The organism is Rhodococcus sp. 4CII, from assembly GCF_014256275.1.
GTDB lineage: Bacteria > Actinomycetota > Actinomycetes > Mycobacteriales > Mycobacteriaceae > Rhodococcus_F > Rhodococcus_F wratislaviensis_A.
The window spans coordinates 1,318,363-1,344,387 of record NZ_JACCFE010000002.1 but is presented as its reverse complement, the minus strand read 5'-3'; the positions used below and the strand labels follow the sequence as shown (position 1 = coordinate 1,344,387).

General features: G+C 67.5%; 24 protein-coding genes and 1 pseudogene. 19 read left to right on the top strand and 6 right to left on the bottom strand.

Translation table 11 applies throughout. From position 1 onward, the window contains the following. Positions 1–127: 127 nt before the first annotated feature. From H0B43_RS07140 to H0B43_RS07100, 9 genes are all read left to right on the top strand, one after another. Positions 128–2,596, top strand: coding sequence for an NADH-quinone oxidoreductase subunit G (locus H0B43_RS07140; RefSeq protein ID WP_213015092.1), 2,469 nt, complete (start codon positions 128–130; stop codon positions 2,594–2,596). Continuing rightward, positions 2,593–3,945, top strand: coding sequence for an NADH-quinone oxidoreductase subunit NuoH (gene nuoH / locus H0B43_RS07135; protein WP_185728654.1), 1,353 nt, complete (start codon positions 2,593–2,595; stop codon positions 3,943–3,945). Before H0B43_RS07140 ends, nuoH begins: the two co-directional genes overlap by 4 nt. Continuing rightward, a complete protein-coding gene (gene nuoI, locus H0B43_RS07130; RefSeq protein ID WP_185728656.1) occupies positions 3,938–4,504 on the top strand; it encodes an NADH-quinone oxidoreductase subunit NuoI in 567 nt (188 codons plus the stop codon). Before nuoH ends, nuoI begins: the two co-directional genes overlap by 8 nt. 31 nt (positions 4,505–4,535) lie before the next feature. Beyond that, entirely contained in the window at positions 4,536–5,345 is an 810-nt protein-coding gene (locus H0B43_RS07125) for an NADH-quinone oxidoreductase subunit J (protein WP_185730076.1), read from the top strand. After that, complete coding sequence (nuoK, locus tag H0B43_RS07120) at positions 5,342–5,641, top strand: NADH-quinone oxidoreductase subunit NuoK (protein WP_005239116.1); 300 nt, start codon at positions 5,342–5,344, stop codon at positions 5,639–5,641. Before H0B43_RS07125 ends, nuoK begins: the two co-directional genes overlap by 4 nt. Before the next feature lie 72 nt (positions 5,642–5,713). Continuing rightward, positions 5,714–7,606, top strand: coding sequence for an NADH-quinone oxidoreductase subunit L (gene nuoL, locus H0B43_RS07115; RefSeq protein WP_185728658.1), 1,893 nt, complete (start codon positions 5,714–5,716; stop codon positions 7,604–7,606). Beyond that, the gene (locus tag H0B43_RS07110) at positions 7,603–9,174 is read left to right on the top strand and encodes an NADH-quinone oxidoreductase subunit M (protein ID WP_185728660.1); all 1,572 of its coding nucleotides are present in this window, start codon (positions 7,603–7,605) and stop codon (positions 9,172–9,174) included. The genes nuoL and H0B43_RS07110 overlap by 4 nt, the downstream gene beginning before the upstream one ends. Continuing rightward, positions 9,171–10,793, top strand: a complete 1,623-nt coding sequence (gene nuoN, locus H0B43_RS07105) for an NADH-quinone oxidoreductase subunit NuoN (protein WP_185728662.1) — start codon at positions 9,171–9,173, stop codon at positions 10,791–10,793. The genes H0B43_RS07110 and nuoN overlap by 4 nt, the downstream gene beginning before the upstream one ends. Before the next feature lie 155 nt (positions 10,794–10,948). Beyond that, positions 10,949–11,683: a DUF1906 domain-containing protein gene (locus tag H0B43_RS07100; RefSeq protein ID WP_185728664.1), complete on the top strand. Its 735-nt coding sequence runs from the start codon at positions 10,949–10,951 to the stop codon at positions 11,681–11,683. 4 nt (positions 11,684–11,687) lie between these two features. Here H0B43_RS07100 and H0B43_RS07095 read toward each other — a convergent pair whose 3' ends face one another. Further along, the gene (locus H0B43_RS07095; protein ID WP_185728665.1) at positions 11,688–12,191 is read right to left on the bottom strand and encodes a nuclear transport factor 2 family protein; all 504 of its coding nucleotides are present in this window, start codon (positions 12,189–12,191) and stop codon (positions 11,688–11,690) included. Positions 12,192–12,529: 338 nt separating this feature from the next. On the opposite strand from H0B43_RS07095, the gene H0B43_RS07090 reads away from it, so the two are divergent. Beyond that, positions 12,530–12,997, top strand: a complete 468-nt coding sequence (locus H0B43_RS07090; RefSeq protein ID WP_185728667.1) for a MarR family transcriptional regulator — start codon at positions 12,530–12,532, stop codon at positions 12,995–12,997. Between the two features lie 10 nt (positions 12,998–13,007). On the opposite strand, the gene H0B43_RS07085 is transcribed toward H0B43_RS07090, so the two are convergent. Together H0B43_RS07085 and H0B43_RS07080 are read right to left on the bottom strand one after the other, a co-directional pair. Beyond that, complete coding sequence (locus tag H0B43_RS07085; RefSeq protein ID WP_185728668.1) at positions 13,008–13,358, bottom strand: hypothetical protein; 351 nt, start codon at positions 13,356–13,358, stop codon at positions 13,008–13,010. A 106-nt stretch (positions 13,359–13,464) separates the two neighbouring features. Next, positions 13,465–14,247, bottom strand: coding sequence for a hypothetical protein (locus H0B43_RS07080; protein WP_185728670.1), 783 nt, complete (start codon positions 14,245–14,247; stop codon positions 13,465–13,467). Between the two features lie 315 nt (positions 14,248–14,562). On the opposite strand from H0B43_RS07080, the gene H0B43_RS07075 reads away from it, so the two are divergent. After that, entirely contained in the window at positions 14,563–15,897 is a 1,335-nt protein-coding gene (locus tag H0B43_RS07075; RefSeq protein ID WP_185728672.1) for a mannosyltransferase, read from the top strand. Here the strand turns inward: H0B43_RS07075 and H0B43_RS07070 are convergent. Next, positions 15,845–16,129: a 4a-hydroxytetrahydrobiopterin dehydratase gene (locus H0B43_RS07070; RefSeq protein ID WP_185728674.1), complete on the bottom strand. Its 285-nt coding sequence runs from the start codon at positions 16,127–16,129 to the stop codon at positions 15,845–15,847. The two genes, H0B43_RS07075 and H0B43_RS07070, sit on opposite strands and share 53 nt — an antisense overlap. A 16-nt stretch (positions 16,130–16,145) precedes the next feature. Between H0B43_RS07070 and H0B43_RS07065 the strand changes: the two genes are divergently transcribed. Beyond that, complete coding sequence (locus H0B43_RS07065; RefSeq protein WP_185728676.1) at positions 16,146–16,562, top strand: NUDIX domain-containing protein; 417 nt, start codon at positions 16,146–16,148, stop codon at positions 16,560–16,562. 8 nt (positions 16,563–16,570) lie between these two features. Here H0B43_RS07065 and H0B43_RS07060 read toward each other — a convergent pair whose 3' ends face one another. Next, the gene (locus H0B43_RS07060) at positions 16,571–16,738 is read right to left on the bottom strand and encodes a hypothetical protein (protein ID WP_162130660.1); all 168 of its coding nucleotides are present in this window, start codon (positions 16,736–16,738) and stop codon (positions 16,571–16,573) included. 344 nt (positions 16,739–17,082) lie between these two features. Here H0B43_RS07060 and typA point away from each other — a divergent pair, with 344 nt between their 5' ends. The 6 genes from typA (at position 17,083) to H0B43_RS07030 (ending at position 24,052) form a co-directional block, all read left to right on the top strand. Next, the gene (typA, locus tag H0B43_RS07055; RefSeq protein WP_185728678.1) at positions 17,083–18,990 is read left to right on the top strand and encodes a translational GTPase TypA; all 1,908 of its coding nucleotides are present in this window, start codon (positions 17,083–17,085) and stop codon (positions 18,988–18,990) included. Positions 18,991–19,112: 122 nt separating this feature from the next. After that, positions 19,113–20,927: an ABC transporter family substrate-binding protein gene (locus H0B43_RS07050; RefSeq protein WP_312033891.1), complete on the top strand. Its 1,815-nt coding sequence runs from the start codon at positions 19,113–19,115 to the stop codon at positions 20,925–20,927. Then, on the top strand, positions 20,924–21,802 hold the full coding sequence (mshB, locus tag H0B43_RS07045; RefSeq protein ID WP_185728680.1) for an N-acetyl-1-D-myo-inositol-2-amino-2-deoxy-alpha-D-glucopyranoside deacetylase: 879 nt from the start codon (positions 20,924–20,926) through the stop codon (positions 21,800–21,802). Before H0B43_RS07050 ends, mshB begins: the two co-directional genes overlap by 4 nt. A gap of 100 nt (positions 21,803–21,902) precedes the next feature. Further along, positions 21,903–22,061 (top strand): hypothetical protein, encoded by a 159-nt coding sequence (locus tag H0B43_RS07040; RefSeq protein ID WP_185728681.1) that lies wholly within the window; start codon positions 21,903–21,905, stop codon positions 22,059–22,061. A gap of 14 nt (positions 22,062–22,075) precedes the next feature. Continuing rightward, positions 22,076–22,504 carry a hypothetical protein gene (locus tag H0B43_RS07035; protein WP_185728683.1) on the top strand — a complete coding sequence of 143 codons (429 nt, stop codon included), beginning with the start codon at positions 22,076–22,078 and terminating at the stop codon, positions 22,502–22,504. Between the two features lie 30 nt (positions 22,505–22,534). Continuing rightward, entirely contained in the window at positions 22,535–24,052 is a 1,518-nt protein-coding gene (locus tag H0B43_RS07030) for a catalase (RefSeq protein WP_185728684.1), read from the top strand. Here the strand turns inward: H0B43_RS07030 and H0B43_RS07025 are convergent. Then, positions 24,049–24,273: pseudogene (locus H0B43_RS07025) on the bottom strand (VOC family protein); the annotation flags it as partial. The gene H0B43_RS07030 and the pseudogene H0B43_RS07025 sit on opposite strands and share 4 nt — an antisense overlap. A 113-nt stretch (positions 24,274–24,386) precedes the next feature. On the opposite strand from H0B43_RS07025, the gene H0B43_RS07020 reads away from it, so the two are divergent. Beyond that, the gene (locus tag H0B43_RS07020; protein WP_043786706.1) at positions 24,387–26,003 is read left to right on the top strand and encodes an IS1634 family transposase; all 1,617 of its coding nucleotides are present in this window, start codon (positions 24,387–24,389) and stop codon (positions 26,001–26,003) included. Positions 26,004–26,025 lie beyond the last annotated feature (22 nt).

Below are 26,025 nucleotides of genomic sequence, written 5' to 3'. Positions count from 1 at the left end.
GGGACCGCGCGGTCTGGACTGAGAAGCGAGGGAGCGCAGCGAGTGAGTGACGAGGGAAGGGCGCGCGTGAAGGCCCTGGCGCCCGCGAGCGGAGCGAGCCATGTTCCGGAGCGAGGGAGCGCAGCGGATGAGTGACGAGGGAAGGGCGGGCGTGAAAGCCCCGGTGCCCGCGAGCGGAGCGAGCCCTGGTACAGCAGTGAGTGTCGTCATCGACGGTGTCGAGGTGAGTGTCCCGAAGGGCACGTTGGTGATTCGCGCGGCGGAGATGATCGGCATTCAGATCCCGCGGTTCTGTGACCACCCGTTGCTCGATCCGGTCGGGGCGTGTCGTCAGTGCCTCGTCGATGTGGAGGGTCAGCGCAAGCCGCTCGCGTCGTGTACCACCACGGTCACGGACGGCATGGTGGTGCACACGCAGCTCACGTCACCGGTCGCCGACAAGGCGCAGAAGGGTGTGATGGAGTTGCTGTTGATCAACCATCCGCTCGACTGCCCGGTGTGTGACAAGGGCGGCGAGTGCCCGCTGCAGAATCAGGCGATGTCGAACGGGCGTGCGGAGTCGCGGTTCGGGGAGGTCAAGCGCACGTTCCCGAAGCCGATTCCGTTGTCGACGGAGGTCCTGCTGGACCGTGAGCGGTGTGTGCTGTGCGCGCGGTGCACCCGATTCTCTCAGCAGGTTGCCGGTGATCCGTTCATCGAACTGCAGGAACGCGGTGCGCTGCAGCAGGTGGGGATCTACGCGAAGGAGCCGTTCGAGTCGTATTTCTCCGGCAACACGGTCCAGATCTGCCCGGTGGGTGCGCTGACCGGTACGGCGTATCGGTTCCGGGCCCGGCCGTTCGACCTGATCTCCAGTCCGAGCGTGTGTGAGCACTGCGCCAGCGGCTGTGCGCAGCGCACCGATCATCGCCGGGGCACTGTGCTGCGTCGGCTGGCGGGCGACGACCCCGAGGTCAACGAGGAATGGAACTGCGACAAGGGCCGGTGGGCGTTCGCGTATGCCACGCAGCGCGACCGGATCGGCACGCCTCTGGTCCGCGGCGACGACGGCGTACTGGCACCCGCCTCCTGGTCGGAGGCGCTGGCTGCTGCGGCGCGGGGGCTGGCTGCCGCGCGGGGCAGTGTGGGCGTTCTCGTCGGGGGCCGGTCCACGTGGGAGGACGCCTACGCTTACGCGAAATTCGCGCGAACGGCGCTCGGCACCAACGACATCGACTTCCGCGCCCGCGCGCACTCCGCGGAGGAGGCCGAATTCCTGGCCGCCCGGGTGGCGGGGCAGCGTCTGGCCGTCACCTACGAGGATCTGGACGCCGCACCGGTGGTCCTCCTCGTCGGATTCGAGCCGGAGGAGGAGTCGCCGATCGTGTTTCTGCGGCTGCGCAAGGCCGCCCGCGCGAAGTCCGTTCCGGTCTATTCGGTGGCTCCGTACGCGTCCCGTGGCCTGGCGAAGATGACGGGCACGCTGTTGCCCGCCGCGCCGAATGCGGAGCCGGAGGTCCTCGACGGACTCCGTACCGGTGATCGGGAGTCGGGCGTCACCGCACTCCTGCGTCGACCGGGCGCGGTGATCATGGTCGGGGAGAGACTCGCCGCGGTGCCGGGGGCGCTGTCCGCGGCGGTCCGGCTCGCCGACGACACCGGGGCTCGGCTGGCATGGGTGCCGCGGCGGGCCGGTGAACGCGGTGCACTGGAGGCGGGGGCGCTGCCCGGACTGCTCCCGGGCGGCCGGCCGGTCGGCGATCCCGTGGCCCGGCGGCAGGTCGCGTCCGTGTGGAACGTCGCCGATCTGCCGGACACCGTGGGCCGCGACACCACGGGCATTCTCGCGGCGGCCGCCGCGAAGACGCTCGGCGCGTTGCTGATCGGCGGGGTGGAGGCCGACGACCTTCCCGACCCGGACGCCGCGTCGGCCGCCGTCGACGCGGCCGGATTCGTGGTCAGCCTGGAACTGCGCCACAGTGCGATCACCGCCCGTGCGGACGTGGTGTTCCCCGTCGCGCCGGTCATGGAGAAGCCTGGTGCGTTCCTCGACTGGGAGGGCCGCGTTCGCGATTTCGACACCGCGCTCCGCAACACGGGTGCGATGCCCGACCAGCGGGTTCTGCACGCCATCGCCGGCGAAATGGGTGTCCCGCTCGCTCTTCCCGATGCCGCGACAGCACGTCGCGAACTCGAGCGGCTGGGCGCCTGGGACGGAGACTTCTCCGCTCCGCCCGACCACCGGCAACCGCCGCGACCCGAACTCGGGCCAGGGGAGGCGGTGCTGGCGACCTGGCGGATGCTGCTCGACTCGGGACGGCTCCAGGACGGGGAACCTCACCTGGCGGGCACGGCCCGCACCCCGGTTGTGCGGATGTCCGCCGCCACGGCGGCCGATACCGGTGCGCGCGAAGGAGACCCGATCACGGTGTCGACGGAACGGGGCGCCGTCACCCTGCCGCTGACCATCACCGACATGCCGGACCGGGTGGTGTGGCTGCCCCTCAACTCGCCCGGCTCCGCGGTCTACCGGCAACTGGCCGCGGTCGCGGGGAGCGTCGTCCACGTCCGCCGTGCGGCCGACACCGGCGGCACCGTCCCGGGAGGTGCGCTGTGACGATCGACGCCGTCTACCCCGACCCCGCGCTCTTCGGTCACGACCCGTGGTGGCTGGTGGTCGGCAAGGCTCTGGCGATCTTCGTGTTCCTCGTCCTCACACCGCTCCTGACGATCCTCGCCGAACGCAAGGTGATGGCCTGGATGCAGATGCGCGTCGGCCCGAACCGCGTGGGCCCGCGGGGCATGCTGCAGAGCCTCGCCGACGGCATCAAGCTCGCTCTCAAGGAGGGGATCGTCCCGAAGGGTGTGGACAAGCCGATCTACATCCTCGCCCCGATCATCGCCGCGGTGCCGGCGTTCATGGCGTTCGCCGTGATCCCGTTCGGACCCGAGGTCTCGATTTTCGGGCACCACACGGCCCTGCAACTGACCGACCTCCCGGTGGCCGTCCTCTACGTCCTCGCGGCCACGTCGATCGGCGTCTACGGCATCGTGCTCGCCGGCTGGGCGTCCGGCTCCACGTACCCGTTGCTGGGCGGTCTGCGATCGACGGCGCAGGTGATCTCGTACGAGATCGCGATGGCACTGTCGTTCGCGGCCGTCTTCCTGGACGCCGGAACCATGTCCACGTCCGGCATCGTCGCCGCGCAGGAACGCACCTGGTACGTCTTCCTGCTGCTGCCGTCGTTCCTCATCTACGTCACGTCCATGGTCGGCGAGACCAACCGCGCGCCGTTCGACCTCCCCGAGGCCGAGGGTGAACTGGTCGGCGGCTTCCACACCGAGTACTCCTCGCTGAGCTTCGCGATGTTCATGCTCGCCGAGTACGTCAACATGGTGACGGTGTCGGCCCTCGCCACCACGTTGTTCCTCGGCGGCTGGCACGCACCGTTCCCGATCAGCCTGTGGGACGGCGCGAACTCCGGCTGGTGGCCGGTGTTGTGGTTCACGCTCAAGGTCTGGTGCTTCCTGTTCGTCTTCGTCTGGTTGCGCGCCACCCTGCCCCGGCTGCGGTACGACCAGTTCATGGGTCTCGGCTGGAAGATCCTGATTCCGATCTCGCTGGCGTGGGTCATGATCGTCGCCACCGTCCGCGCGTTCCGCAACGACGGATACGACGGCCGGACGATCGCCCTCGTCGTCGCGGGCCTGGTGGTGGCAGTGGTCGTGGTGGCGCTGCTGTGGAACCGTCTGCGTCCGGGCCGAGTTCGTGCACCCGAGGAACCACCGGCACCGCGGGGACGCGCCGAGCTCTCCCCGGAGACGCTCGAACCGTTCGACCCCATGGCCGGCGGGTATCCGGTGCCGCCCATGCCGGGGCAGACGCTGCCTGCGTTCCGGCGCACGCCCGTCTCCGTCACCGGCGCGCAGTCCAGCGGATCGACCCAGGAGAACAGTGATGACTAAATTCCTCGGCCCCATAGCCGGATTCGGCGTGACCTTCTCGACGATGTTCAAGAAATCGAACACCGAGTTCTACCCCGAGGAGAAGGCGCCGACGGCGCCCCGCTATCACGGCAGACACCAGCTCAACCGATACGCGGACGGGCTGGAGAAGTGCATCGGGTGCGAACTGTGCGCCTGGGCGTGCCCCGCCGACGCCATCTTCGTGGAGGGCGCCGACAACACCGACGAGGAACGCTTCTCGCCGGGTGAACGGTACGGCCGCGTCTACCAGATCAACTACCTGCGGTGCATCGGGTGCGGGCTGTGCATCGAGGCGTGCCCGACGCGGGCGCTGACCATGACCAACGAATACGAGATGGCCGACGACAACCGGGCCGGCCTGATCTACGAGAAGGACCGGCTGCTGGCGCCGCTCGAACCCGGCATGGCCGCGTCGCCGCACCCGATGGCCCCCGGCACCACGGCCGAGGACTACTACCGCGGCACTGTGACCGGGGGAGCGGCGGCTGCGTCGCAGGACGCGTCCGCGACCGAGGACACGACGGGGGACAGGCCGTGATCGAGGGAGGAGAGCCGACGTGGTGAACACGATGCCGTCCGCGGTCCACTTGGTCGCGGAACCCTTCACCCAGACCTCGACGGGAGAGGGGGTGCAGTTCTGGATCCTCGGGACCCTGGCCGTGATCGGCGCGCTGGGAGTGGTCAGCGCAACCAAAGCCGTCTACTCGGCAATCTTCCTCGCCACGACCATGATCATCCTGGCCGTCTTCTACATCGCGCAGGGCGCGCTGTTCCTCGGCGTCGTGCAGATCGTCGTCTACACCGGTGCGGTCATGATGCTGTTCCTGTTCGTGCTCATGCTCATCGGCGTCGACTCCTCCGAATCCCTCGTCGAGAACCTGCGCGGTCAACGGGTGGCTGCCATCGTCGCGGGGCTGGGCTTCGGATTGCTCCTGATCGGTGGCCTCGGCAGTGCGTCCGTATCCGCGTTCACCGGTCTCAACGAGGCCAACGCGGCGGGCAACGTCGAGGGCCTGGCGGAGCTCGTGTTCGTCCGGTACGTGTGGGCGTTCGAGCTCACCGGTGCGTTGCTCATCACCGCGACGATCGGCGCCATGGTGCTCGCCCACCGCGAGCGTTTCGAGCGCCGGAAGGACCAGCGCGAGCTGTCCCAGGACCGTGTCCGGGAGGGCGCTCGAGTCACACCGTTGCCCAGCCCGGGCGTCTACGCCCGGCACAACGCGGTCGACATCCCGGCGTTGCTTCCCGACGGCACGTTCTCCGAGCTGTCCGTCAGCCGGTCGCTCGAACGGCGGCCGAGCCTGCCGGCGCGGGCACTGGGCACCGCGGACGTCGCGACCCCCGAACCCGGTGGATCCGAGGAAGGGGGCCGGCGATGAACCCGGAGAACTACCTCTACCTGTCCGCGCTGCTGTTCACGATCGGCGCGGCGGGAGTGCTGATCCGGCGCAACGCGATCATCGTGTTCATGTGCATCGAACTGATGCTCAACGCCTCGAATCTGGCGTTCGTGACGTTCGCCCGCATGCACGGCAATCTCGACGGTCAGGTCTTCGCGTTCTTCACCATGGTCGTCGCGGCCGCCGAGGTGGTCGTCGGGCTGGCGATCATCATGACCATCTTCCGTTCCCGCCGTTCGGCTTCCGTCGACGACGCCAACCTCCTCAAGAACTGACGGGTCCCCGATGACGCACATCCTCGAGAAGGTGACTTTGCCCGACGACGACACCCCGATCGGCGGTGCGGCATGAGCGGAACGCTCTCGTCGGCCGTGTGGCTCCTCCCGGTTCTGCCGCTCCTCGGCGCAGCCGTGCTTCTGCTGACCGGCAGGCGCAGCGATTCGTGGGGCCACCTCCTCGGCTGTGTGACGGCGCTGGCCTCGTTCGCGCTCGGCGTCGCGTTCTTCGTCGACATGCTGGGCCGGGACACGGCCGACCGCACGGTGCATCAGGTTCTGTTCAGCTGGGTGCCGGTCGGCGCACTGCAGGTGGACTTCGGACTCCAACTCGACCAGCTGTCCATGTGTTTCGTATTGCTGATCACCGGAGTCGGTTCGCTGATCCACATCTACTCGGTCGGGTACATGGCGCACGACCCGGAGCGCCGGAAGTTCTTCGCCTATCTGAACCTGTTCCTCGCCGCGATGCTGCTGCTTGTCCTCGCCGACAACTTTCTGGGCCTGTACGTCGGCTGGGAAGGGGTGGGTCTCGCGTCGTACCTGCTCATCGGCTTCTGGCAGTACAAGCCGACCGCGGCGGCGGCCGCGAAGAAGGCGTTCGTGGTCAACCGCGTCGGCGACATGGGCCTGGTCTTCGCCATGATGATGATGTTCTCGACGTTCGGTTCGGTCGAATTCGCCGACGTGTTCACGGGCGCCGAGGCCGCGAGCGAGGGGATACTCACCGCGATCGGGCTGGCGCTTCTTCTCGCCGCCTGCGGCAAATCGGCGCAGGTTCCGTTGCAGTCCTGGCTCGGTGACGCGATGGAGGGCCCCACGCCGGTGTCGGCGCTCATCCACGCCGCGACCATGGTGACCGCGGGTGTCTATCTGATCGTCCGTTCGGGCGCGATCTTCGACCTGGCCCCGAATGCACAACTGGCCGTGGTGATCGTCGGTGCGGTGACGCTGCTGTTCGGCGCGATCATCGGCTGCGCGAAGGACGACATCAAGAAGGCGCTGGCGGCGTCGACGATGAGCCAGATCGGGTACATGGTGCTCGCAGCCGGCCTGGGTCCGGCGGGGTACGCGTTCGCGATCATGCTCCTGCTGACCCACGGCTTCTTCAAGGCCGGCCTGTTCCTCGGTGCCGGCTCGGTGATGCACGGAATGAACGACGAGGTGAACATGCGGCATTACGGCGGACTACGGACCTTCATGCCGATCACGTTCGTCACGTTCGGGTTGGGATACCTGGCGATCATCGGGATTCCGCCCTTTTCCGGCTTCTTCTCCAAGGACAAGATCATCGAAGCGGCGTTCGCCGCCGAGGGCGCCGAGGGCATCGTCCTCGGAACCGTGACGCTGCTGGGCGCGGGACTCACCGCCTTCTACATGACCAGGGTGATGCTGATGACCTTCTTCGGACAACGGCGGTGGGAACCCGAGGCCGACCCCCACGAGTCGCCGGGGGTGATGACGGTGCCGATGATTCTGCTCGCGGTCGGCTCGGTCGCCGCGGGTGCCCTGCTCGCCGTCGGGTCCTCGCTGCAGCACTGGCTGGAACCTGTCGTCGGAGCCCGTCACGGCGAGCCCGCGCTCCCGGTCTGGGCGATCACGGGTCTCACCCTGGTGGTGGTGCTCGCCGGGGTGGCGGTGGCCTACCGCCAGTACGCCCGGCAGCCGGTCCCCGACGTCGCGCCGGCGAAGGTCACCGCGCTCACCGTCGCGGCACGGAACGATCTGTACGGCGACGCGTTCAACGAAACGGTGTTGATGCGGCCCGGGCAGGAATTGACGCGAACGCTCGTGGCCGTCGACGACCAGGGAGTCGACGGCGCCGTCAACGGGTTCGCCGCGCTGGTCGGCGGGACGTCGATGCGGTTCCGGCGCCTGCAGACCGGGTTCGTCCGGTCGTACGCCCTGTTCATGTTCGCGGGCGCGGCGCTTCTCGTCGCCACGATGCTGGTGAGGTTGTGGTGAGCGGGTTTCCGTGGCTGACCGCCCTGTGGGTGCTGCCACTCGTCGGGGCAGGTGTCGTCCTCGCCCTGCCCGTCGACCGGCGCGCGCTCGCGAAGTCGACAGCAGTGGGCGTGTCCGTGGTGGTGCTGTGCCTGGCGGTCGTGCTCGCGATCCGATTCGATCCGACCGGCGAGCAGTACCAGTTCGTCGAATCGCACGCCTGGATCCCGGCGTTCGGCACCCGGTACATCCTGGGCCTGGACGGCATCGCGCTGGTCCTCGTGCTCCTCACCGCCGTTCTCGTGCCGCTGCTGTTGCTCGCGGGGTGGAATGACGGTGACTCCGCTCCGGACTACGCGCGGCGGCGGATGGCCCACACGTACGTGGCGCTGACGCTGGTGGTCGAGGCGATGGTGATGGTGTCGTTCACCGCCCTGGACGTTCTGCTCTTCTACATCTTCTTCGAGGCGATGCTCATCCCGATGTACTTCCTGATCGGCGGATTCGGTGGGGTGGGGAAGTCGTACGCCGCGGTGAAGTTCCTGCTCTACAACCTGTTCGGCGGCCTCGTCATGCTCGCGGCGGTCATCGGGGTGTACGTGGTGACGGCCCGTCAGGACGCCTTGGGCGGCGGCACGTTCGACTTCCGGGTGATCGTCGCCGAAGGGCTGGACGCGGACCCCGGCGTGCTGAAGGCGCTGTTCCTCGGATTCATGTTCGCGTTCGCCGTCAAGGCGCCGCTGTGGCCGTTCCACACCTGGCTGCCGGGCGCCGCGGTGGAGGCCACGCCGGCCAGCGCGGTGCTCATGATGGCCGTCGTCGACAAGGTCGGCACGTTCGGCATGCTGCGCTTCTGCCTGCAGATGTTCCCGGACGCATCCGCGTACTTCGCACCGTTCGTCACGGTGCTGGCGGTGATCGGCATCATCTACGGCGCGGTGCTGGCGATCGGGCAGACCGACGTGATGCGGCTGATCGCCTACACGTCGATCTCCCACTTCGGGTTCATCATCCTCGGCATCTTCGCCATGACGAGCCAGGGGCAGGCCGGGTCGACGCTCTACATGGTCAATCACGGCATCTCGACTGCGGCCCTGTTCCTGATCGCGGGATTCCTGGTGTCGCGGCGCGGCACTCGCGTCATCGCCGACTACGGCGGCGTGCAGAAGGTCGCCCCGGTGCTGGCCGGGACGTTCCTCGTGGCGGGTCTCGCCACGCTGTCGCTGCCGGGGCTGGCGCCCTTCGTCAGTGAGTTCCTCGTCCTGATCGGCACGTTCTCGCGGTACCAGATCGCGGCCGTGGTGGCGACTTTCGCGCTCGTCCTCGCCGCGATCTACGTGCTGTGGCTCTACCAGCGGATGATGACCGGGCCGGTGAAGGAGGGCAACGAGTCGGTGCGCGACCTCGTGCGCCGCGAGATCGCCGTGGTGGCGCCACTGATCGCCCTGCTGCTCGTCCTCGGCGTCTACCCGAAACCCGTGCTCGACGTCATCACGCCCGCGGTGAGTCACGTCCTCGTCACCGTCGGTGAGCACGATCCCGCACCCACCGTCGCCGAGCAGGACCCCCAGGGAGGTACGCACAGATGAGTCCCTCCGAACTCGTTCTCGCCCAGTCCGCGACGCTGCCCGCGCCGGACATCGAATACAGCCGGTTGGCGCCCATGCTGATCGTGTTCGGAGTGGCTGTCGCCGGTGTGCTCGTCGAGGCGTTCCTGCCGCGGCGTGTCCGCTACTCGAGCCACCTCGTTCTCGGACTCGGAGGTCTCACCGCCGCGTTCGTGGCCGTCGTCCTGCTCGCCGGGACCCGCGCCTCGGTGGTCGTGGGCGCGGTGGCCGTCGACGGGCCGACGCTGTTCCTGCAGGGCACCATCCTGCTGATCTCGATCCCCGCGATCCTGCTCATCGCGGAGCGCGGCGTCGACAGCGGGGTCGCGGCGGCGACCGCGGAGGTCACCGCGACGGCGGGGGCGGAGTCGGAAGGGGGAACCGACGCGTTCACCCCGCAGGCGTTCGCCGTCCCCGGCAGCGTCGCCGAACGGGAGGCCACCCGATCCGCCCCAGGACACACCGAGGTCTTTCCCCTCACGCTGTTCGCGGTCGGCGGGATGCTCCTGTTCCCGGCGTCCAACGACCTTCTCACCATGTTCGTCGCCCTGGAGGTGCTCTCGCTGCCGCTGTACCTGTTGTGCGGGCTGGCGCGGCGCCGCCGCCTCCTGTCGCAGGAGGCGGCCCTCAAATACTTTCTGCTGGGGGCATTCTCGTCCGCGTTCTTCCTGTTCGGTGTCGCATTGCTGTACGGCTACGCCGGCACGGTCGAGTTGCCGCGGATCGCCGACGCGCTGGCCCGCGGCACCGACGACAAGGCGCTGGCACTGATCGGTACCGCGCTGCTGTCGGTGGGCCTGCTGTTCAAGATCGGCGCCGTGCCGTTCCACTCCTGGATCCCGGACGTCTACCAGGGCGCGCCGACGCCGATCACCGCCTTCATGGCCGCGGCCACCAAGGTCGCCGCGGTCGGCGCGATGCTGCGCATCTTCTACGTGGCACTGCCGGACCTGCGCGGCGACTGGCGGCCCGTGATGTGGGGAGTCGCCATCCTGACCATGGTGGTCGGCGCCGTCCTGGCGGTCACGCAAAGCGACGTCAAACGCATGCTCGCCTACTCGTCCGTCGCGCACGCCGGGTTCATCCTCACCGGTCTGATCGCGGCCAACCGGGCGGGCCTGTCGTCCACGATGTTCTACCTGCTGGCGTACGGATTCAGCACGCTCGGGGCGTTCGCAGTCGTCACCCTGGTGCGCGACAGCCGGGGTGAGGCAACAGACCTGTCCCGCTGGGCGGGGCTGGGGCGGCGGTCGCCGCTCGTGGGCGGGGTCTTCGCCCTGTTCCTGCTCGCGTTCGCCGGAATCCCGTTGACGAGTGGGTTCGTCAGCAAGTTCGCGGTCTTCCAGGCGGCCGTCGAGGGAGGCGCCGCTCCGCTCGTTCTCGTCGGTGTCGTCAGCAGCGCGATCGCGGCGTTCTTCTACGTCCGGGTCATCGTGCTGATGTTCTTCTCGGAACCGCAGAGCGACGCCCCGACGATCGTGGTGCCCAGCATGTTCACCGCCGCGGCCATCGCCGTCGGAGTGGTGGTGACCGTGGTGCTCGGGATCCTGCCGCAGGGGGCACTGGATCTGGCGGACCAGGCCGCGGTGTTCTTCCGCTGAACTGAGGGTGCCTGCGGTTCGCGAGTGTCCGATGTGACGGATGTAGTGCAAGTGGCTGGCGGGACCGTTGTGAGTGTGGTGGAATGCAAACCGGACAAGATACCGACCGAGCAACACCGGATGTCGGAGACACGCCGAAGCGCGACCGATCGGATATGGGGGCCACAGTGCAGATTTCTCGACGAGACCTCTTCCGGTACGCGGCAGCAGGATCTGCCGTGGCCGGAATCGCGGCGCTCACGTCCACCACGTCCTCGGTCGCCGTCGCGAAGGCGGACAGTCTGGGCACCCTGATCGACTATGCGGGTGGCGTCCCCTCGGCGGACGCCATTCTCGAGGCGGGGTACGACGGCGCCATCCGTTACGTGTCCGATCGGCGTCCCGGCGCCGAGTGGATGGAGGGCAAGCCGATGCTCGCCGACGAGGCGCAGGCGCTGCTCGATGCCGGACTGTCGGTCGTGTCGTGCTACCAGTTCGGCAAGGGGCCGACGGCCGACTGGCGCGGCGGGCTCGAGGCGGGGAAACGGCATGCCGAACGCGGCCTCGAATTGCACCTCGCCGCAGGCGGTTCCGAGGACCGGCCCATCTATGCATCCATCGACGACAATCCCTCGCCCACCGATTTCCTCACCATGATCGGCCCGTACCTCGCGGGGTGGGAGTCGGTGGTCGGCAAGGGCAATACCGGCATCTACGCCAACTCGAAAACGCTGGATCTGGCGATCCTGGCAGGGTTCGGTTCGTTCTACTGGCAACACGATTGGGGCACGCCGGAGGGGTACGTCCACCCGTCGGCGCACCTGCACCAGTACGAGATCGATGCGAGCAACGTCGACGGAGTCGGTATCGATCTCAACGACATTCTCAAGCCCGACTACGGGCAGTGGTGACCGGTCACGCTGCCGGTTGCCCGCCTGTTCTCGTCAGCCACTCCCGGGCGTCGTCGGGTAGGTTTCCGGCGGCTTCCGCTGCGCGACACCACTTCTTGGCCGTCGCGAGAAAGTTCATCGGGTTGTACGCATCCTCTTCGCGCGACCACAGGTTGTCGCCGGCGTAGTGCAGAATGGTGATGTTGGCGGCCGCGTGCTCCGAACCGTCGCCGGGATCTTCCATCGGGTTGTCGATCTCGCAGATCACCCACCCCCGGTCTTCGTCGATCACGTACCAGTTGGCCGGGAACTCGGTCATCCGGCTCCCGGGGAACGCCGACATGGTGCGGGTGACCCAGCGGCGGATGGCTTCGCGTCCGTCGAATTGTCCGAAGGCGTGCTCGACGTACGTGGCGTCCTCCGTGAAGAGGTCGGCAAAGCCGTTCCAGTCGCCGAGTTCGACGCAGCGACCGACGCTTCGCTGGTAGTGGGCGAATGCGTCTTCCAGTTCGGCACGGCTCCACGGCATGCGTGCGTCCCTTCTCTCGTCCGGCTCTCTTCGGAGAATGAGAACACGTTTCAGTTCGAGGGTGGGGCGTTTTCCGGTGGATGGGACTGTGAAACGCTGACCGAGGAAACCCCGATTACCCTCTCGTCACTCCTTTCACTCCGAACCCGGGAGGTCCCCATGGATCTGCTCCTCAACTTCGTGTACACCGTCGCGTCGGTCCTCTTCACTGCGCTGTTCGTCAACGGGTCCTGAACCGTCGTCCCGCCAGGAGAAATGTGCACAATACACATTGTGTGTAGGATGCACATTTGATCTCGGGCAGAATGAGTCCCGCAGAACGAGGGCGACGAGTGGAGGTGGCGGTGTCCGATCGCGACGTGGTGGCAGCTGTCGAGAACGAATTGACGTTGCTGTCGCGATATCACGCCCATGCCCAGCGCGCGGGATTCCAACTCGACCGTTCCGCCTACCTGATCCTCGGCCGCCTGGAGCTGGAGCATCCGCTCAGTCTGAAGCAGCTGGCCGAGGCGTTCCGGCTCGACATCTCGACGATCAACCGACAGATCGGCGCGTTGCTCAAGCGCGGGCTCGTCGACCGCGTCCCCGACCCGGACGGCGGAATGGCCCGCAAGGTCGAGGCGACACCGCGGGGCATCGAACAACTGCACGCCGACCGGGCGTTGGGTCGCAACGGCGTCGAGCGCATCATCGCCGGATGGAGTGCCCATGACCGGGACGAGTTTCGCCGGCTGCTGACGAAGTTCAACGGCGAGATCGAGAAGGTCGAGGGCAATTCCTGGCCGCGCCGCGGAAAGACCTCCTGAGCCGGGAGTGTCAGGACTGGACGTGCGCGGTCGCGTCCCGTGCGAGGTCCGGCTCGTCGGCGATGACCGTCAAGTGGGGGTGTTCCGGCGGCGCGTCGTGCCATCCCTTCCAGGACATCAGCGACCATCGGGACAGCCCCGACAGGGCGGACCCGAGGCTCGCGAACGAGGCGGTGCTCAGGGCCGAGCCGGCCGAACCGACCGACCCGATCGAGAGCACCGAGCCCACACTGCCGACCGACAGGATCGAATAGGCGGAACCGATCGAGAGGATCGATCCCTCCGAGCGGATCGAGAGGATCGAACGCCGGGCGTGTCGCGATCGCAGTGAGTGGTCCGGGGTGTGGTGCATCGAGGGCATTCTTCGGTCTACCACGGCGGCGCCGTCGGCAAACAGGGTTGCGGTGCACGAAGGGCCCCTTCCGGACGTATCCGGAGGGGCCCCTCGTGTATCGGTGTCGAGGGTTCTACGCGACCTGGAACATGCCGACGGTGGGGAGGAAGCTGCACGTGATCGGCGCGGCGCCCTCTTTCTGCGTCGTCAGGCCACCCGAGACGACGGCGAGGACGCGGCCCGGGCCGGTGTCCGCGATGGCGGACAGTGTGGCCGGTCCGTCCGGGTTGATCTTGGCCTCGTTGGTGAGGTTCTGGGTGGCGCGGCGCTGGTTGTCCAGGTTGATCCACGTCACAGTCAGCGGATTGGGCTGTTCGGGGGCAACGGAACTGGTTCCGAGAGCCGTGAACACGAAACCGGCCTGACCTGCCTTCGGTCCGGGCGGGGGCAGCACGGCCGGACCGGGAACCGCGAGTGCGGTGCCCACCGAGTCGGCGCCCTCTCCGATGCAGCCCTTACCGATGGTCGGGTACAGGAACTGCGCGATGACGGGCGCGTTCTCCTTGGGGATCTCGGGACCGCCGCCGCCGCTGCCGTCGAGGAACGTGATGACGCGCTCGAGAGTGGACTTGAGCTCCGGCGGAATGCCGGGGGATTCGAGGAGATTACGGGCCTGATCCAGGATCGCGTCCTGGGGACCTGCGGCGATGTCTTCGGTACCTGCGGCTGCTCCGATGATCGCGGGTGCGAACGACGCGAGCATCTCCACGGGGATGCCTTCGGGCACGGGCGGCGGCGTCGGCTGCGCGATCGCCTGGGCCGGCACTGCCATCGCGGCTGCTGCGGCCACAGCGAGAGCAGTCACTGCTCTGCGCATACCTCGGGTTCGAAGCACAGTCTCCCCATCCTTAGTCATAACAGCGTGGACGACAACTCAATCCGCGCTGACGGCTCGGGGGGTCACTCTATGTACAGCGCCCCCGGGTTGTACAGCTCACGAGTTCGTTCACCGGTCGCTGCGGCACCCCGGTGGGGAGTGTATGGCATACAGACCCCGACGGTGATCCTCCGGTGACGATAGCGTGTGGCCGGTGTGGTCCGTGTGATTGGTGATGCAACTGTTACGCACCGCTACGGACACCTCGGGGCCCGCGGGCGCCGCCGTCTACGCTGTGCGGGACCGTTTCGGGATCGGCTGAGACGTCTACACCTCACAGGAGAGCACCACACTGTGTCCGACCATGCAGCGTCCGACCATGCAGCGTCCGACGACGGAGCATCCTCCGACCACCCGTCCGAGCGTTCGCCCACGTCGTCGTGGGGGACGGCCGCCCTGCACACCCTGTTGCGGTGCGCGCCTGTGCTTCTCGTGCTCTCGGTGCTCGGGCGTATGGCGTGGACGCTGCTGAGTCCCAACGGAATGAACCTCGTCGACCTGCACGTCTACGTCGACGGGTCCGAGGCGCTGCACGGGGGCAGTCTCTACGACTTCACCTATTCGGAAGTGACACCGGACTTTCCGCTGCCGTTCACGTATCCGCCGTTCGCCGCGCTCGTCTTCTTTCCCCTGCACTACCTGCCGTTCCCGCTGGTCGGCGTCGGCTGGCAACTGCTCACCATCCTGGCCCTCTACGCGCTGGCCCGCATGAGCCTGGGGCTCGTCCTCGGCGACACCGCACGCACACCGCACTGGCGTGCGGTCGCGGTGCTGTGGACCACGGTGGGGGTGTGGGTGGAACCGGTGCGCACCACCCTGGACTACGGCCAGATCAACGTCTTTCTCGCGCTGCTGGTGATGACCGCCGTCCGCAGTTCGCGGTGGTGGCTGTCCGGTGCGCTCGTCGGTGTCGCCGCCGGGATCAAACTGACCCCGGCGATCACGGGCCTCTATTTCCTCCTGCAGCGCCGATGGAAGGCCGCCGCGTTCTCGGGGATCGCCTTCGCCGCGACCGTGGGAGTCAGCTACCTGCTGATCGGCTCGGAGGCGCGGGAGTACTTCACCCACCTGCTCGGCGACGCGGATCGGATCGGCCCGGTCGGCTCGGTGTGGAATCAGTCGCTGCGTGGCGCGTTGTCGCGGCTGCTGGGGTACGACGTCGAGACCGGCGCCGTCTGGCTGCTGGCCGTGGCGGTCACGCTCGTCCTCGCCGTCCTTGCCTGGCGGGCGATCGCCCGCGACGACCGGCTCGGCACCCTCGTCATCGTCGAGTTGCTGGGCCTGCTCATCTCCCCGATCTCGTGGTCACACCACTGGGTGTGGGTGATCCCGATGCTGATCTGGCTGCTGCACGGTCCGTACGGGCCGATGCTGGGCACCCGGATCCTCGCCGGCTACTGGCTCGTCACGACACTCATCGGGGTGCCGTGGGTGCTCAGCTTCTTCCAGGACTCGATCTGGCTGATCTCCCGCCCCGCGATCTTCGCGTGGCTGGGCACCGTCGACGTCGTGGGTGCGTTCGGTGTCTACGCCTGGGTGGCCTACGCGGGGCGCCGCACGACGCGTGCCGCCGCGGTCAGCCCGCCAGCGCGTCGATCTGCGCAGCAAGATCCAGATCCTGCTGCGTGAGCCCGCCCGCGGAATGCGTCGACAGCGTATAGGTGACCTTCCGCCACCTGATGTCGATGTCCGGGTGGTGGTTCGCAGCCTCCGCCGCGTCCGCGACCTTCCGCACGAGCTCGACGGCGTCGGGGAAACTCGGCGACTCCACGGTGCGGACGAGGGAATCGCCGGCTCGCCGCCACCCGGGCAGTTCTGCGAGCGCGGTGTCGATCTCTCCGTCTGACAGCAACTCGGCCATACCCCATGATGGTGCGGTGCCAGCGGAACGTGCAAGACCCGTCGACCACGCCGGAGAGGTCGTGGCGGCCGCGATCATCGTCGACGGCCTGCTGTTGCTCGCGCAGCGCACCCGGCCCCCGGAGCTCGCGGGACAGTGGGAGCTGCCCGGAGGGAAGGCGGAAGCGGGGGAGACCGCCGCGGCCGCGCTGCGCCGGGAGCTGCGGGAAGAACTCGGGGTGGAGGTGTCCGGCAGCGACCGGATCGGCGGCGACGTGCCGTTGCCCGACGGCCGGGTGCTGCGGGCGTACCGGGTCGAACTGGTGTCGGGAACACCGGTCGCGCTCGATCATGCGGAGCTGCGGTGGGTGGACGGGCGCGAACTGGGGGAGATCGACCTCGTCGGCAACGACCGCGGGTGGGTGCCGGACCTGCGGCCGCACCTGAACGGGTAGGCGTGACGTCAGGCCGCGCGGGCCTTCTTCAGGCCCTTCTTCAGTTCCTTCTTGGATGCGCCCTCGTTCTCGAGCTTCTTCATCCGCATGATGACCACGGGGCACTTGATGCAACGCGTCTTGCTGCGGCAGCACTTCTTCTTCGGCTTGAGACCCGATACCTTGCTGGCCTTCACCTTGCCCATACTCGGCTCGGCCTTCCTACTCCGGTGGATGCCGGTCTCCGCCGGCCGCACCCAGGTTAGCGTCCCCTCAGCTTTCGGCCTCGATCCACACGCGGGAGACACCGAAACGAACGTGGCGCAGATCACTTTACGCTGGTCGGGCAGGCCTCGTGTGGTCGGCGATGCGCGAAGTCGGCGCTCGGGCGGGTAGTATTCACGTGGCCGCGATGCCTGTACTGGGCGATTTGACCATCGCCTCGACGAGGATTCTGAATCGAGATGACAAGGCGGCCGCCAGAAAGCCGTGCGAGGGAACTTTCGCGTGGCCGAATCAACTCAGCCAGGAGAGCCACCGCGTGACCATCACCAGCTTCCGTAACGTTGCCATCGTCGCACACGTCGACCACGGCAAGACCACTCTCGTCGACGCCATGTTGCGTCAGTCGGGGGCATTCGAGGAGCGCGCCGAACTGGTCGATCGTGTCATGGACTCCGGCGACCTCGAACGCGAGAAGGGCATCACCATCCTCGCGAAGAACACCGCCGTCCACAAGCATCACGCCGACGGCAGTGTCACCGTCATCAACGTCATCGACACCCCCGGCCACGCCGACTTCGGCGGCGAGGTCGAGCGCGGCCTGTCCATGGTCGACGGTGTCGTCCTGCTCGTCGACGCGTCCGAGGGCCCGCTGCCGCAGACCCGCTTCGTGCTGCGCAAGGCGCTCGCCGCCTCGCTGCCCGTCATCCTCGTCGTCAACAAGACCGACCGTCCCGACGCTCGCATCGAGGAGGTCGTGTCCGAGAGCCACGACCTGCTGCTCGACCTGGCTTCGGACCTCGACGACGAGGCGGCGGAAGCGGCGGAGCTCGCACTCGACCTTCCCGTCCTCTACGCGTCCGGCCGCGAGGGCAAGGCGTCCAAGGTTCAGCCCGAGAACGGTCACGCACCGGACGCCGAGAACCTCGACGCCCTGTTCGACGTGCTGCTGAACTACGTGCCCGCCCCCAAGGGCAACGTCGACGCGCCGCTGCAGGCTCACGTCACCAACCTCGACGCCTCCGCGTTCCTCGGCCGCCTCGCGCTGGTCCGCATCCACAACGGCGAGCTGACCAAGGGGCAGACCGTCTCCTGGTGCCGCGAGATCGACGGCGAGCCCGTGGTCACCAAGGCCAAGATCACCGAACTGCTCGCCACCGTCGGCGTCGAGCGTCAGCCGGCCGAGAAGGCCGTCGCCGGTGACATCGTCGCCGTCGCCGGGTTCGCCGACATCATGATCGGCGACACCCTCGCCGACCTGGAGAACCCGGTCCCGCTGCCCCGGATCACCGTCGACCAGCCCGCCATCTCGGTGACCATCGGCACCAACACGTCGCCGCTCGTCGGCCGGGTCAGCGGACACAAGCTGACCGCCCGCATGGTGAAGTCCCGCCTCGACCAGGAACTGGTCGGCAACGTCTCGCTCAAGGTCCTCGACATCGGCCGCCCCGACGCCTGGGAGGTCCAGGGTCGTGGTGAGCTCGCGCTCGCCATCCTCGTCGAGCAGATGCGCCGCGAGGGCTTCGAGCTGACCGTCGGCAAGCCGCAGGTGGTGACCCGTCAGGTCGACGGCAAGGTGCACGAGCCCTTCGAGGAACTCACCATCGACAGCCCCGAGGAGTATCTCGGCGCCATCACCCAGCTCCTCGCCAACCGCAAGGGCAAGATGGTGCAGATGGCCAACCACGGTGCGGGCTGGGTCCGGATGGAGTTCATCGTCCCGTCGCGCGGCCTGATCGGCTTCCGCACCGACTTCCTCACCGAGACCCGCGGCACCGGCATCGCCAACGCCGTCTTCCACGGTTACGCGCCGTGGGCCGGCGAGATCCGCGCCCGCCACACCGGCTCGCTCGTCTCTGACCGCACCGGTTCGGTCACCCCGTTCGCGATGATCCAGCTCGCCGATCGCGGAACCTTCTTCGTCGAGCCCGGTGCCGACACCTACGAGGGCATGGTCGTCGGTATCAACCCGCGCCAGGAGGACCTCGACATCAACGTCACCCGCGAGAAGAAGCTGACCAACATGCGTCAGTCCTCCGCCGACGTGATGGAGACCCTCGCCAAGCCCATCAAGCTCGAGCTCGAAGGCGCGATGGAGTTCTGCGCCGGCGACGAGTGCGTCGAGGTCACCCCGGAGGTCGTGCGCGTGCGCAAGGTGCACCTGTCGGCCACCGACCGTGCCCGTGAGCGTTCGCGCTCCAAGGCCCGTGACAAGGCGGCCCTGTAGTCGGCACGTCCGACCACGTCATACACAACCGGGCGGATGTACCTTCGGTCGATAGGCGACCGAAGGTACATTCGCTCGTGGGTTTCCGGAGCCTTCCGGTATCTCTGAGGAAAGGCGGCGCGGTGGGTGCTGGGGGTCGACTCGCGAGAGGTCGAGGACTGCGGGGACGACGGCGGGGGACGGCAGTGGCCGCGCTCCTGCTGGCCGTGACGACGACGGTACTCACGTCGTGCACCGCCGATCCGCCTCCGCCCGTCGAAAGCACCGACAGCCCCAAGCCGACGGTGTCGCCCACCGAGAAGCAGCCCGTCGTCGTCGCGATCGACGACGTGGGCAGCGGATTCAACCCGCACCTGCTGTCGGACCAGTCGCCGGCGAACTCCGCGGTCAGCGCGCTCGTCCTGCCGAGCCCGTTCCGGCCGGTGCCCGATCCCGCACACCCAGGCGGCAGCACCTGGATTCCCGACTCGTCGCTTGTCATCGCCGCGGACGTCACGTCGCAGGAACCGTTCACCGTCACGTACCAGTTGCGGAACGAGGCGCAGTGGTCCGACGGCGCCCCCATCGCCGCCGAGGACTTCCGGTACCTGTGGCAGCAGATGATCAGTGCGCCCGGTGTCGTCGACCCGGCCGGGTACCGGCTCATCGAGGACGTCAGGTCGTCCGGCGGCGGCAAGACGGTGACCGTCGTGATGAAGGCCGCGTACCCCGCGTGGCGTGAACTGTTCACCGACCTGCTGCCGTCACACCTCATCAAGGATTCCCCGGGCGGTTTCGCGACCGGGCTGTCCGAGAACATCCCGGTGTCGGGCGCGCACTTCCACATCAAGTCCATCGATCGCGGTCGCGACGAGATCCTGCTCGAACGCAACGACCGGTTCTGGGACAAGCCGGCGACCCCCGACCAGATCCTGATGCGCCGCGACGGATCGCCGTCGCAGCTCGCCGACTCGATGCGCAACAACGACACCCAGGTCGTGCAGATACACGGGGGCACGGCTACTTCGGCGCAGCTCGCGGCGATCCCGACGGTGCGCACCGGGTCGTCGTATCAGCCCCGCGGACTCGACCTGACGCTGAACGGCCGGGTGCCCGAACTTGCCGACGTCCGGGTGCGGAAGAGTCTCCTGGACCTCCTGGACACCGACCTGCTCGCCGTCGTCGGCGCGGGCAGCGAGGCGTCCGCTGTTCCTGCGCGGTCGCAGGTCTACGCCCCGTCCGACCCCGGTTACGTCGCGACCGCACCCGCGCGGCCGAGCCGCGAGCAGGTGCTGGCGCAACTGGCCGAGTACGGCTATGTGGCCGAAACCCCCACGGCGACCGCCGTTCCCGCGGGTGCTGCGCCGGCGACCCGGCTCGTCCGCAACGGTGTGCCGCTGACTCTCGTCATCGGGACACCCGAGGGGGACGACACCGCGAGCGCAGTCGCGAACACGGCAGCCGACCAGTTGCGCGGCGCCGGCGTCGATGCCACCGTGACGGCACTTCCCGCCGAGGAGCTGTACGGAGAGTCGCTGAGCAAGGGCGACATCGGAGCGGTCGTCGGATGGTCGCGCGCCGGATCCGATCCGGCGACGGCACTGGCCTCCCGGCACAGCTGCCCGCCCGTGGCGGTCGCGACGACGCAGGCGAACACCGGGACGTCGGGCCCCGCAGGGGATTCGGTGGTGGAGGCCGAGGCTCCGTCGAACCTGTCCGGCGTCTGCGATCCCACGCTGCAACCGGCCATCGACGCCGGGCTGCGGGGAACGGGGGACGTGCCGCAGGCCCTCGCCGATGCCGATCGCAGGCTCTGGGATCTCGCTGCGGTGCTGCCGATCATGCAGGATCGCACGCTGGTCGCGGCAGGACCGGGCGTCGAGGGTGTGTCTCTGTCGGGCGCCGTGCCGGTCGGAATATTCAGCGACGCAGCAGACTGGAGCAGGATCAAGGAATGAGTGAGCGGCGACTTCTGCTGGTCCACGCCCATCCCGACGACGAGACCATCACCACCGGCGGCACCATCGCGCGCTATGTCGCAGAGGGCGCCGAGGTTCACGTCCTCACGTGCACGCTCGGTGAGGAAGGCGAGGTGATCGGCGACGAGTGGGCGCATCTGGTGGCCGGCGCCGCCGATCAACTCGGCGGGTTCCGGATCGGTGAGCTGACCTCCGCCCTCTCGCGCCTGGGCGCGGGGCGGCCGCGGTTTCTCCTGGGGGCGGGGCGCTTCCGCGATTCCGGGATGGTAGGCACCGCGTCGGCGGCGAACCCGCGCGCGTTCGTCAATGCCGACCGCGAGTCCGTGATCGCGGCGATGGTGGCTCTCATCCGGGAGTTGCGACCGCACGTCGTGGTCACCTACGACACCGACGGCGGATACGGGCACCCCGACCACATCCAGGCGCACACGATCACCACCGCGGCCGTCGAGGCCGCGGGTTCGGCGTGCTACCCGGATCGCGGTGAACCGTGGGACGTCGCGAAGCTGTACTGGACGGTGACCGAGGCGACCGCGCTCGAGTCGGGTCTCTGCCGGATCGGGGACGTGCCCGACGGCTGGCGCCTGCCGGAGCCCGGCGAACTGCCGAGTGTCCCGGACTCCGACGTGACGACGGTCATCGACGTGCGGGGCGTGTTCGACGCCAAGCGGGCGGCGCTCGCGGCGCACGCCACGCAGGTGACGGTGGCACCGAGTGGCACCGAGTACGCGCTCTCCAACGACATCGCGCAGCCGATCCTGACCGAGGAACACTTCGTGCTGGTGCGAGGTGCACTCGGCGACACGGGCCAGGACGGCCGGGAGCACGACCTCTTCGCCGGCGTCGGTCACTGACCGCAGGTACCTGTGACGGGCGTTACGTATTACACTGTGGCGCACGTCACGAAGCGGTTCTCGGCAGAGTCCGTGTGACACCCGTCAGGAGAGGCGCTAGATGTACAACTGGGATGTTCAGAACGCCATCGTCGCGTTCGTCGACTCACTTCGGCCGTCGTGGCCGGCCCAGCACGACCTGTATTACAGCGTGCTGTACGGATTCGCCGACATGCAGAGCCACTTGCTGACCCTGCTGGGCTACCCGCCCGTCGCGTGATCCACTATTGACACATGACCGTCGGCACCGCAGCGAAACCCGGGCACCTCGATGCTTTGGGGAGGATCACCCTCGCGCTGCTGGTGTTCGACGGCTTCCTGTGCGCCGTGCTGTCGGTGCTCTTCCTGCCCTCCTACATCGGGTCCACCCCGTTCCCGATCAGCATCCTCGCGGCCGCGATCGTCAACCTGGCGCTGGTGATCGCTGCCCGGTCGACCACGGGCCGGGTCGGCGCGGGGGTGCTGCCGCTCGCCGGGTGGGGGGCCGGCTTCCTGCTCTGCATGGTCGGCGGCCCCGGCGGCGACGTCCTCGTGCTCGCCTCCGCATCGACCCTGCTGCTCCTGTTCGGCGCGCTGGTTCCCGCGGCCGTCTACCTGTGGAAGGTCAGTGCCAAGGCCGCTTTCGGATCTGTTTCACCATCCGAGCGCGAGGGTACGCGGTAATCCCCAGCAGTCTGCTGAAGGAGCATCGCGATGACAGATCAGAACTTCACGACCGACGACGCCGGCATCCCGGTGACGAGTGACGAACATTCGCTCACGATCGGGACGGACGGGCCCATACTCCTGCAGGACCACTACCTGATCGAGAAGATGGCCCAGTTCAACCGCGAACGCGTAGCGGAGCGCCAACCGCACGCGAAGGGCGGCGGGGCGTTCGGACGGTTCGAAGTTACCGAGGACGTCTCCGCCTACACGAAAGCCGACCTCTTTCAGCCCGGCAAGAAGACCGATCTGCTGATCAGATTCTCGTCGGTCGCCGGCGAGCGTGGCAGCCCGGACACGTGGCGCGACCCGCGTGGATTCGCGATCAAGTTCTACACCGACCAGGGCAACTACGACATGGTCGGCAACAACACCCCCGTCTTCTTCATGCGCGACCCCATGAAGTTCCAGGACTTCATCCGCTCGCAGAAGCGGCGTGCCGACAACAACCTTCGTGACCACGACATGCAGTGGGATTTCTGGACGCTGTCCCCGGAATCGGCGCACCAGGTCACCTGGCTCATGGGCGACCGTGGCATCCCGCGCACGTGGCGGCACATGAACGGGTACTCGAGCCACACCTACATGTGGGTGAACGCCGCGGGCGACAAGTTCTGGGTGAAGTACCACTTCAAGACCGACCAGGGCATCGAGTTCTTCACGCAGCACGAGGGTGACCAGATGGCCGCCATGGACACCGACTACCACACCCGTGACCTGTGGGAGCACATCGAAGGCGGCGAGTACCCGAGCTGGACCCTGAACATGCAGATCATGCCGTTCAAGGATGCCGACGACTACCGGTTCAACCCGTTCGACCTCACCAAGGTGTGGCCGCACAGCGACTATCCGCTCATCCCCGTCGGCAGAATGACTCTCGATCGTAACCCCACCGACTACCACTGCGAGATCGAGCAGGCCGCGTTCGAACCCAGCAACCTCGTGCCCGGCATCGGCCCGAGCCCCGACAAGATGCTTGTCGGACGGCTGTTCTCCTACCCGGACGCCCACCGCTACCGCATCGGCGCCAACTACAAGGAACTACCCGTCAACCGCCCGCACGTCCCCGTCCGCTCGTACTCGAAGGACGGCAACATGCGGCACCACAACCCCGGCGATCCGGTGTACGTGCCGAACTCCAAGGGCGGCCCGCACGCCGACCCGTCACAGGTCGGGAAGACCGCAACCTGGTACGCCGCCGGCGACATGGTGCGCTCGCCCTATGCGCTCCACCGGGACGACGACGACTGGGGTCAGGCCGGGACCATGGTCCGGGAGGTACTCGACGACGCTGCACGGGACCGTTTGGTGGACAACATCGTCGGCCACCTGCTGAACGGCGTCAGCGAACCGGTCCTGGCGAAGGCGTTCGAATACTGGCGCAACGTCGACAAGCCCCTCGGCGACCGGATCGCCGACGGTGTGTCGAAGAAGCAGTCGGAGACCGACCCGAAGGCGGGGGAGCAGGCCAACGCGGCGCGCAGCAGCGCGCAGGCGAAGGCCTAACCGTCGTACGCCACCGGGTGCCGGGGTTGGTACAGCATCATCTCGCCCGCTCCCGGGATCTTCAGGGCGGTGGTGAGGCCGTATCCGTCGTTGCGGATTCCGCGGGTGAACTCGGCACCCTTGGCTTCGAGTTCCGCGACGGTCGACTCGATGTCGTCGCACATCAGCGAGATCTCGTGGTGCGGTCTCGTCGACCACGGTTCACCGCCCCGATCGTCCGACCTGAGTTGGCTCACGTTTCGGCGGTGAACGGGTACTCACGCCTGTGACCTGCTTGCTTGTATTCGGATCGGGCGGATTTCACGCACTAATCGCATCGGTTTAGGCTCGGCGGGTGGCGTTTATCAGGAAGGTGCGCACCAAATCCGGGGCCACGGCCGTGCAGATCGCCCGATACGCAAACGGCCGGCAGGAGATCGTCACACACATCGGCTCCGCCCACACCGACCTCGAACTCGGGATGCTCCTCGAACGCGCCCGGGCATGGCTCGAACCCGACCAGCAGGCTCTCGATCTGGGTGTCACACCCCAGATCCCGGTCGAAAAACCCCTGCCCACCGGGCAGAAGACACTGCTTGACCCCGCCGAGAAACCCGCGAGGATCGATGCGCCGGGACGTACCGAATCCACCGGATCGGTGCTGCTGCGCCAGGTGATGACCGAGGTGTACGAGCAACTCGGCTTCGGAATCGTCGACGATGAGGTGTTCCGCGATCTGGTGATCGCCCGCATCGTCGAACCCGGTTCGAAACTCGACGCCGGCCGGGTCCTGCACGACCTCGGCGCCGACCCGCCCAGCTACGCCACGATCAAACGCCACCTCAAGCAGGTCATCACCGGCGAGTACCGGGACAAGATCGCCGAGCAGTGCTTCGCCCACGCTGCCGAAACCGGCGGCCTGAGCCTGTTGCTCTACGATGTGACGACCTTGTACTTCGAAGCCGAAAAAGAGGATGACCTGCGCAAAGTCGGGTACTCGAAGGAACGTCGGGTCGACCCGCAGATCGTGGTGGGGTTGCTCGTCGACCGCACCGGCTTCCCCCTCGAAATCGGATGCTACGAAGGCAACGCCGCTGAAACCCACACGATTGTGCCGATCGTGCGCCAGTTCCAGACCCGCCACGATCTCGAGGGCGTCGAGATGGTCGTGGCCGCCGACGCCGGGATGCTGTCGGCGGCGAATCTGGCGGCGTTGGATCGGGCGGGCCTGAAGTTCATCGTCGGGTCACGGGTGACGAAGGCGCCCGGTGATCTCTGTTCCCATTTCCATTGGAACGGTACAGTTTTCAAAGGTGGGCAGATCATCGACACGATCACGCCGCGGCATGGTCGCTCGGTGGTGAACAACACCCGTAAACGCGCCGAACCCGTCTGGAATCAGGCGGAGCATCCGAATGCGTGGCGGGCGGTGTGGCAGTACTCGCGCAGTCGGGCGGCTCGTGACGAGAAGACCCTGAACGCGCAGGAGGCGCGGGCTCGTGCTGTGGTCGACGGTGACACCGTCCCGAAGTCGACACGGTTCGTCAAGGCGACTGCGAAGGGCCGACGGCTGGATACGGCCTCGCTGGAGCGGGCGCGGATGCTCGTGGGCTTGAAGGGTTATGTGACGAATCTTCCTGTGTCGGTGATGGATCCGGGTGAGGTGATCGGGAAGTATCACGAGTTGTGGCATGTGGAGCAGTCGTTTCGGATGTCGAAGACGGATCTGCGGGCGCGGCCGATCTTCCACCGGACCCGTGATGCGATCGAGGCGCACCTGACCGTGGTGTTCACGGCGTTGGCGGTCTCGCGGGTGGTGCAGGAACGTAGCGGATTCGCGATCGGGAAGGTCGTGAAACTGCTGAGACCACTACGGTCGGCGACCATCGCGATCAACGGGACTCGCCACACGTTCCCACCCGACGTCGAGGCCAACACGAAGGCCCTGCTCGACCGGATTGTGGAGCCCTGAGTTCACGCACTAACGAAATGAG

What these genes read in the sequence shown, in the direction of transcription:
- H0B43_RS07140 (WP_213015092.1), top strand. Translation starts at nt 128, where the DNA reads ATGAGTGACGAGGGAAGGGCGGGCGTGAAAGCCCCGGTGCCCGCGAGC.
- nuoI (WP_185728656.1), top strand. Translation starts at nt 3,938, where the DNA reads ATGACTAAATTCCTCGGCCCCATAGCCGGATTCGGCGTGACCTTCTCG.
- H0B43_RS07125 (WP_185730076.1), top strand. Translation starts at nt 4,536, where the DNA reads ATGCCGTCCGCGGTCCACTTGGTCGCGGAACCCTTCACCCAGACCTCG.
- nuoK (WP_005239116.1), top strand. Translation starts at nt 5,342, where the DNA reads ATGAACCCGGAGAACTACCTCTACCTGTCCGCGCTGCTGTTCACGATC.
- nuoL (WP_185728658.1), top strand. Translation starts at nt 5,714, where the DNA reads ATGAGCGGAACGCTCTCGTCGGCCGTGTGGCTCCTCCCGGTTCTGCCG.
- nuoN (WP_185728662.1), top strand. Translation starts at nt 9,171, where the DNA reads ATGAGTCCCTCCGAACTCGTTCTCGCCCAGTCCGCGACGCTGCCCGCG.
- H0B43_RS07100 (WP_185728664.1), top strand. Translation starts at nt 10,949, where the DNA reads ATGGGGGCCACAGTGCAGATTTCTCGACGAGACCTCTTCCGGTACGCG.
- H0B43_RS07095 (WP_185728665.1), bottom strand. Translation starts at nt 12,191, where the DNA reads ATGCCGTGGAGCCGTGCCGAACTGGAAGACGCATTCGCCCACTACCAG.
- H0B43_RS07085 (WP_185728668.1), bottom strand. Translation starts at nt 13,358, where the DNA reads ATGCCCTCGATGCACCACACCCCGGACCACTCACTGCGATCGCGACAC.
- H0B43_RS07080 (WP_185728670.1), bottom strand. Translation starts at nt 14,247, where the DNA reads ATGACTAAGGATGGGGAGACTGTGCTTCGAACCCGAGGTATGCGCAGA.
- H0B43_RS07070 (WP_185728674.1), bottom strand. Translation starts at nt 16,129, where the DNA reads ATGGCCGAGTTGCTGTCAGACGGAGAGATCGACACCGCGCTCGCAGAA.
- mshB (WP_185728680.1), top strand. Translation starts at nt 20,924, where the DNA reads ATGAGTGAGCGGCGACTTCTGCTGGTCCACGCCCATCCCGACGACGAG.
- H0B43_RS07040 (WP_185728681.1), top strand. Translation starts at nt 21,903, where the DNA reads ATGTACAACTGGGATGTTCAGAACGCCATCGTCGCGTTCGTCGACTCA.
- H0B43_RS07035 (WP_185728683.1), top strand. Translation starts at nt 22,076, where the DNA reads ATGACCGTCGGCACCGCAGCGAAACCCGGGCACCTCGATGCTTTGGGG.
- H0B43_RS07030 (WP_185728684.1), top strand. Translation starts at nt 22,535, where the DNA reads ATGACAGATCAGAACTTCACGACCGACGACGCCGGCATCCCGGTGACG.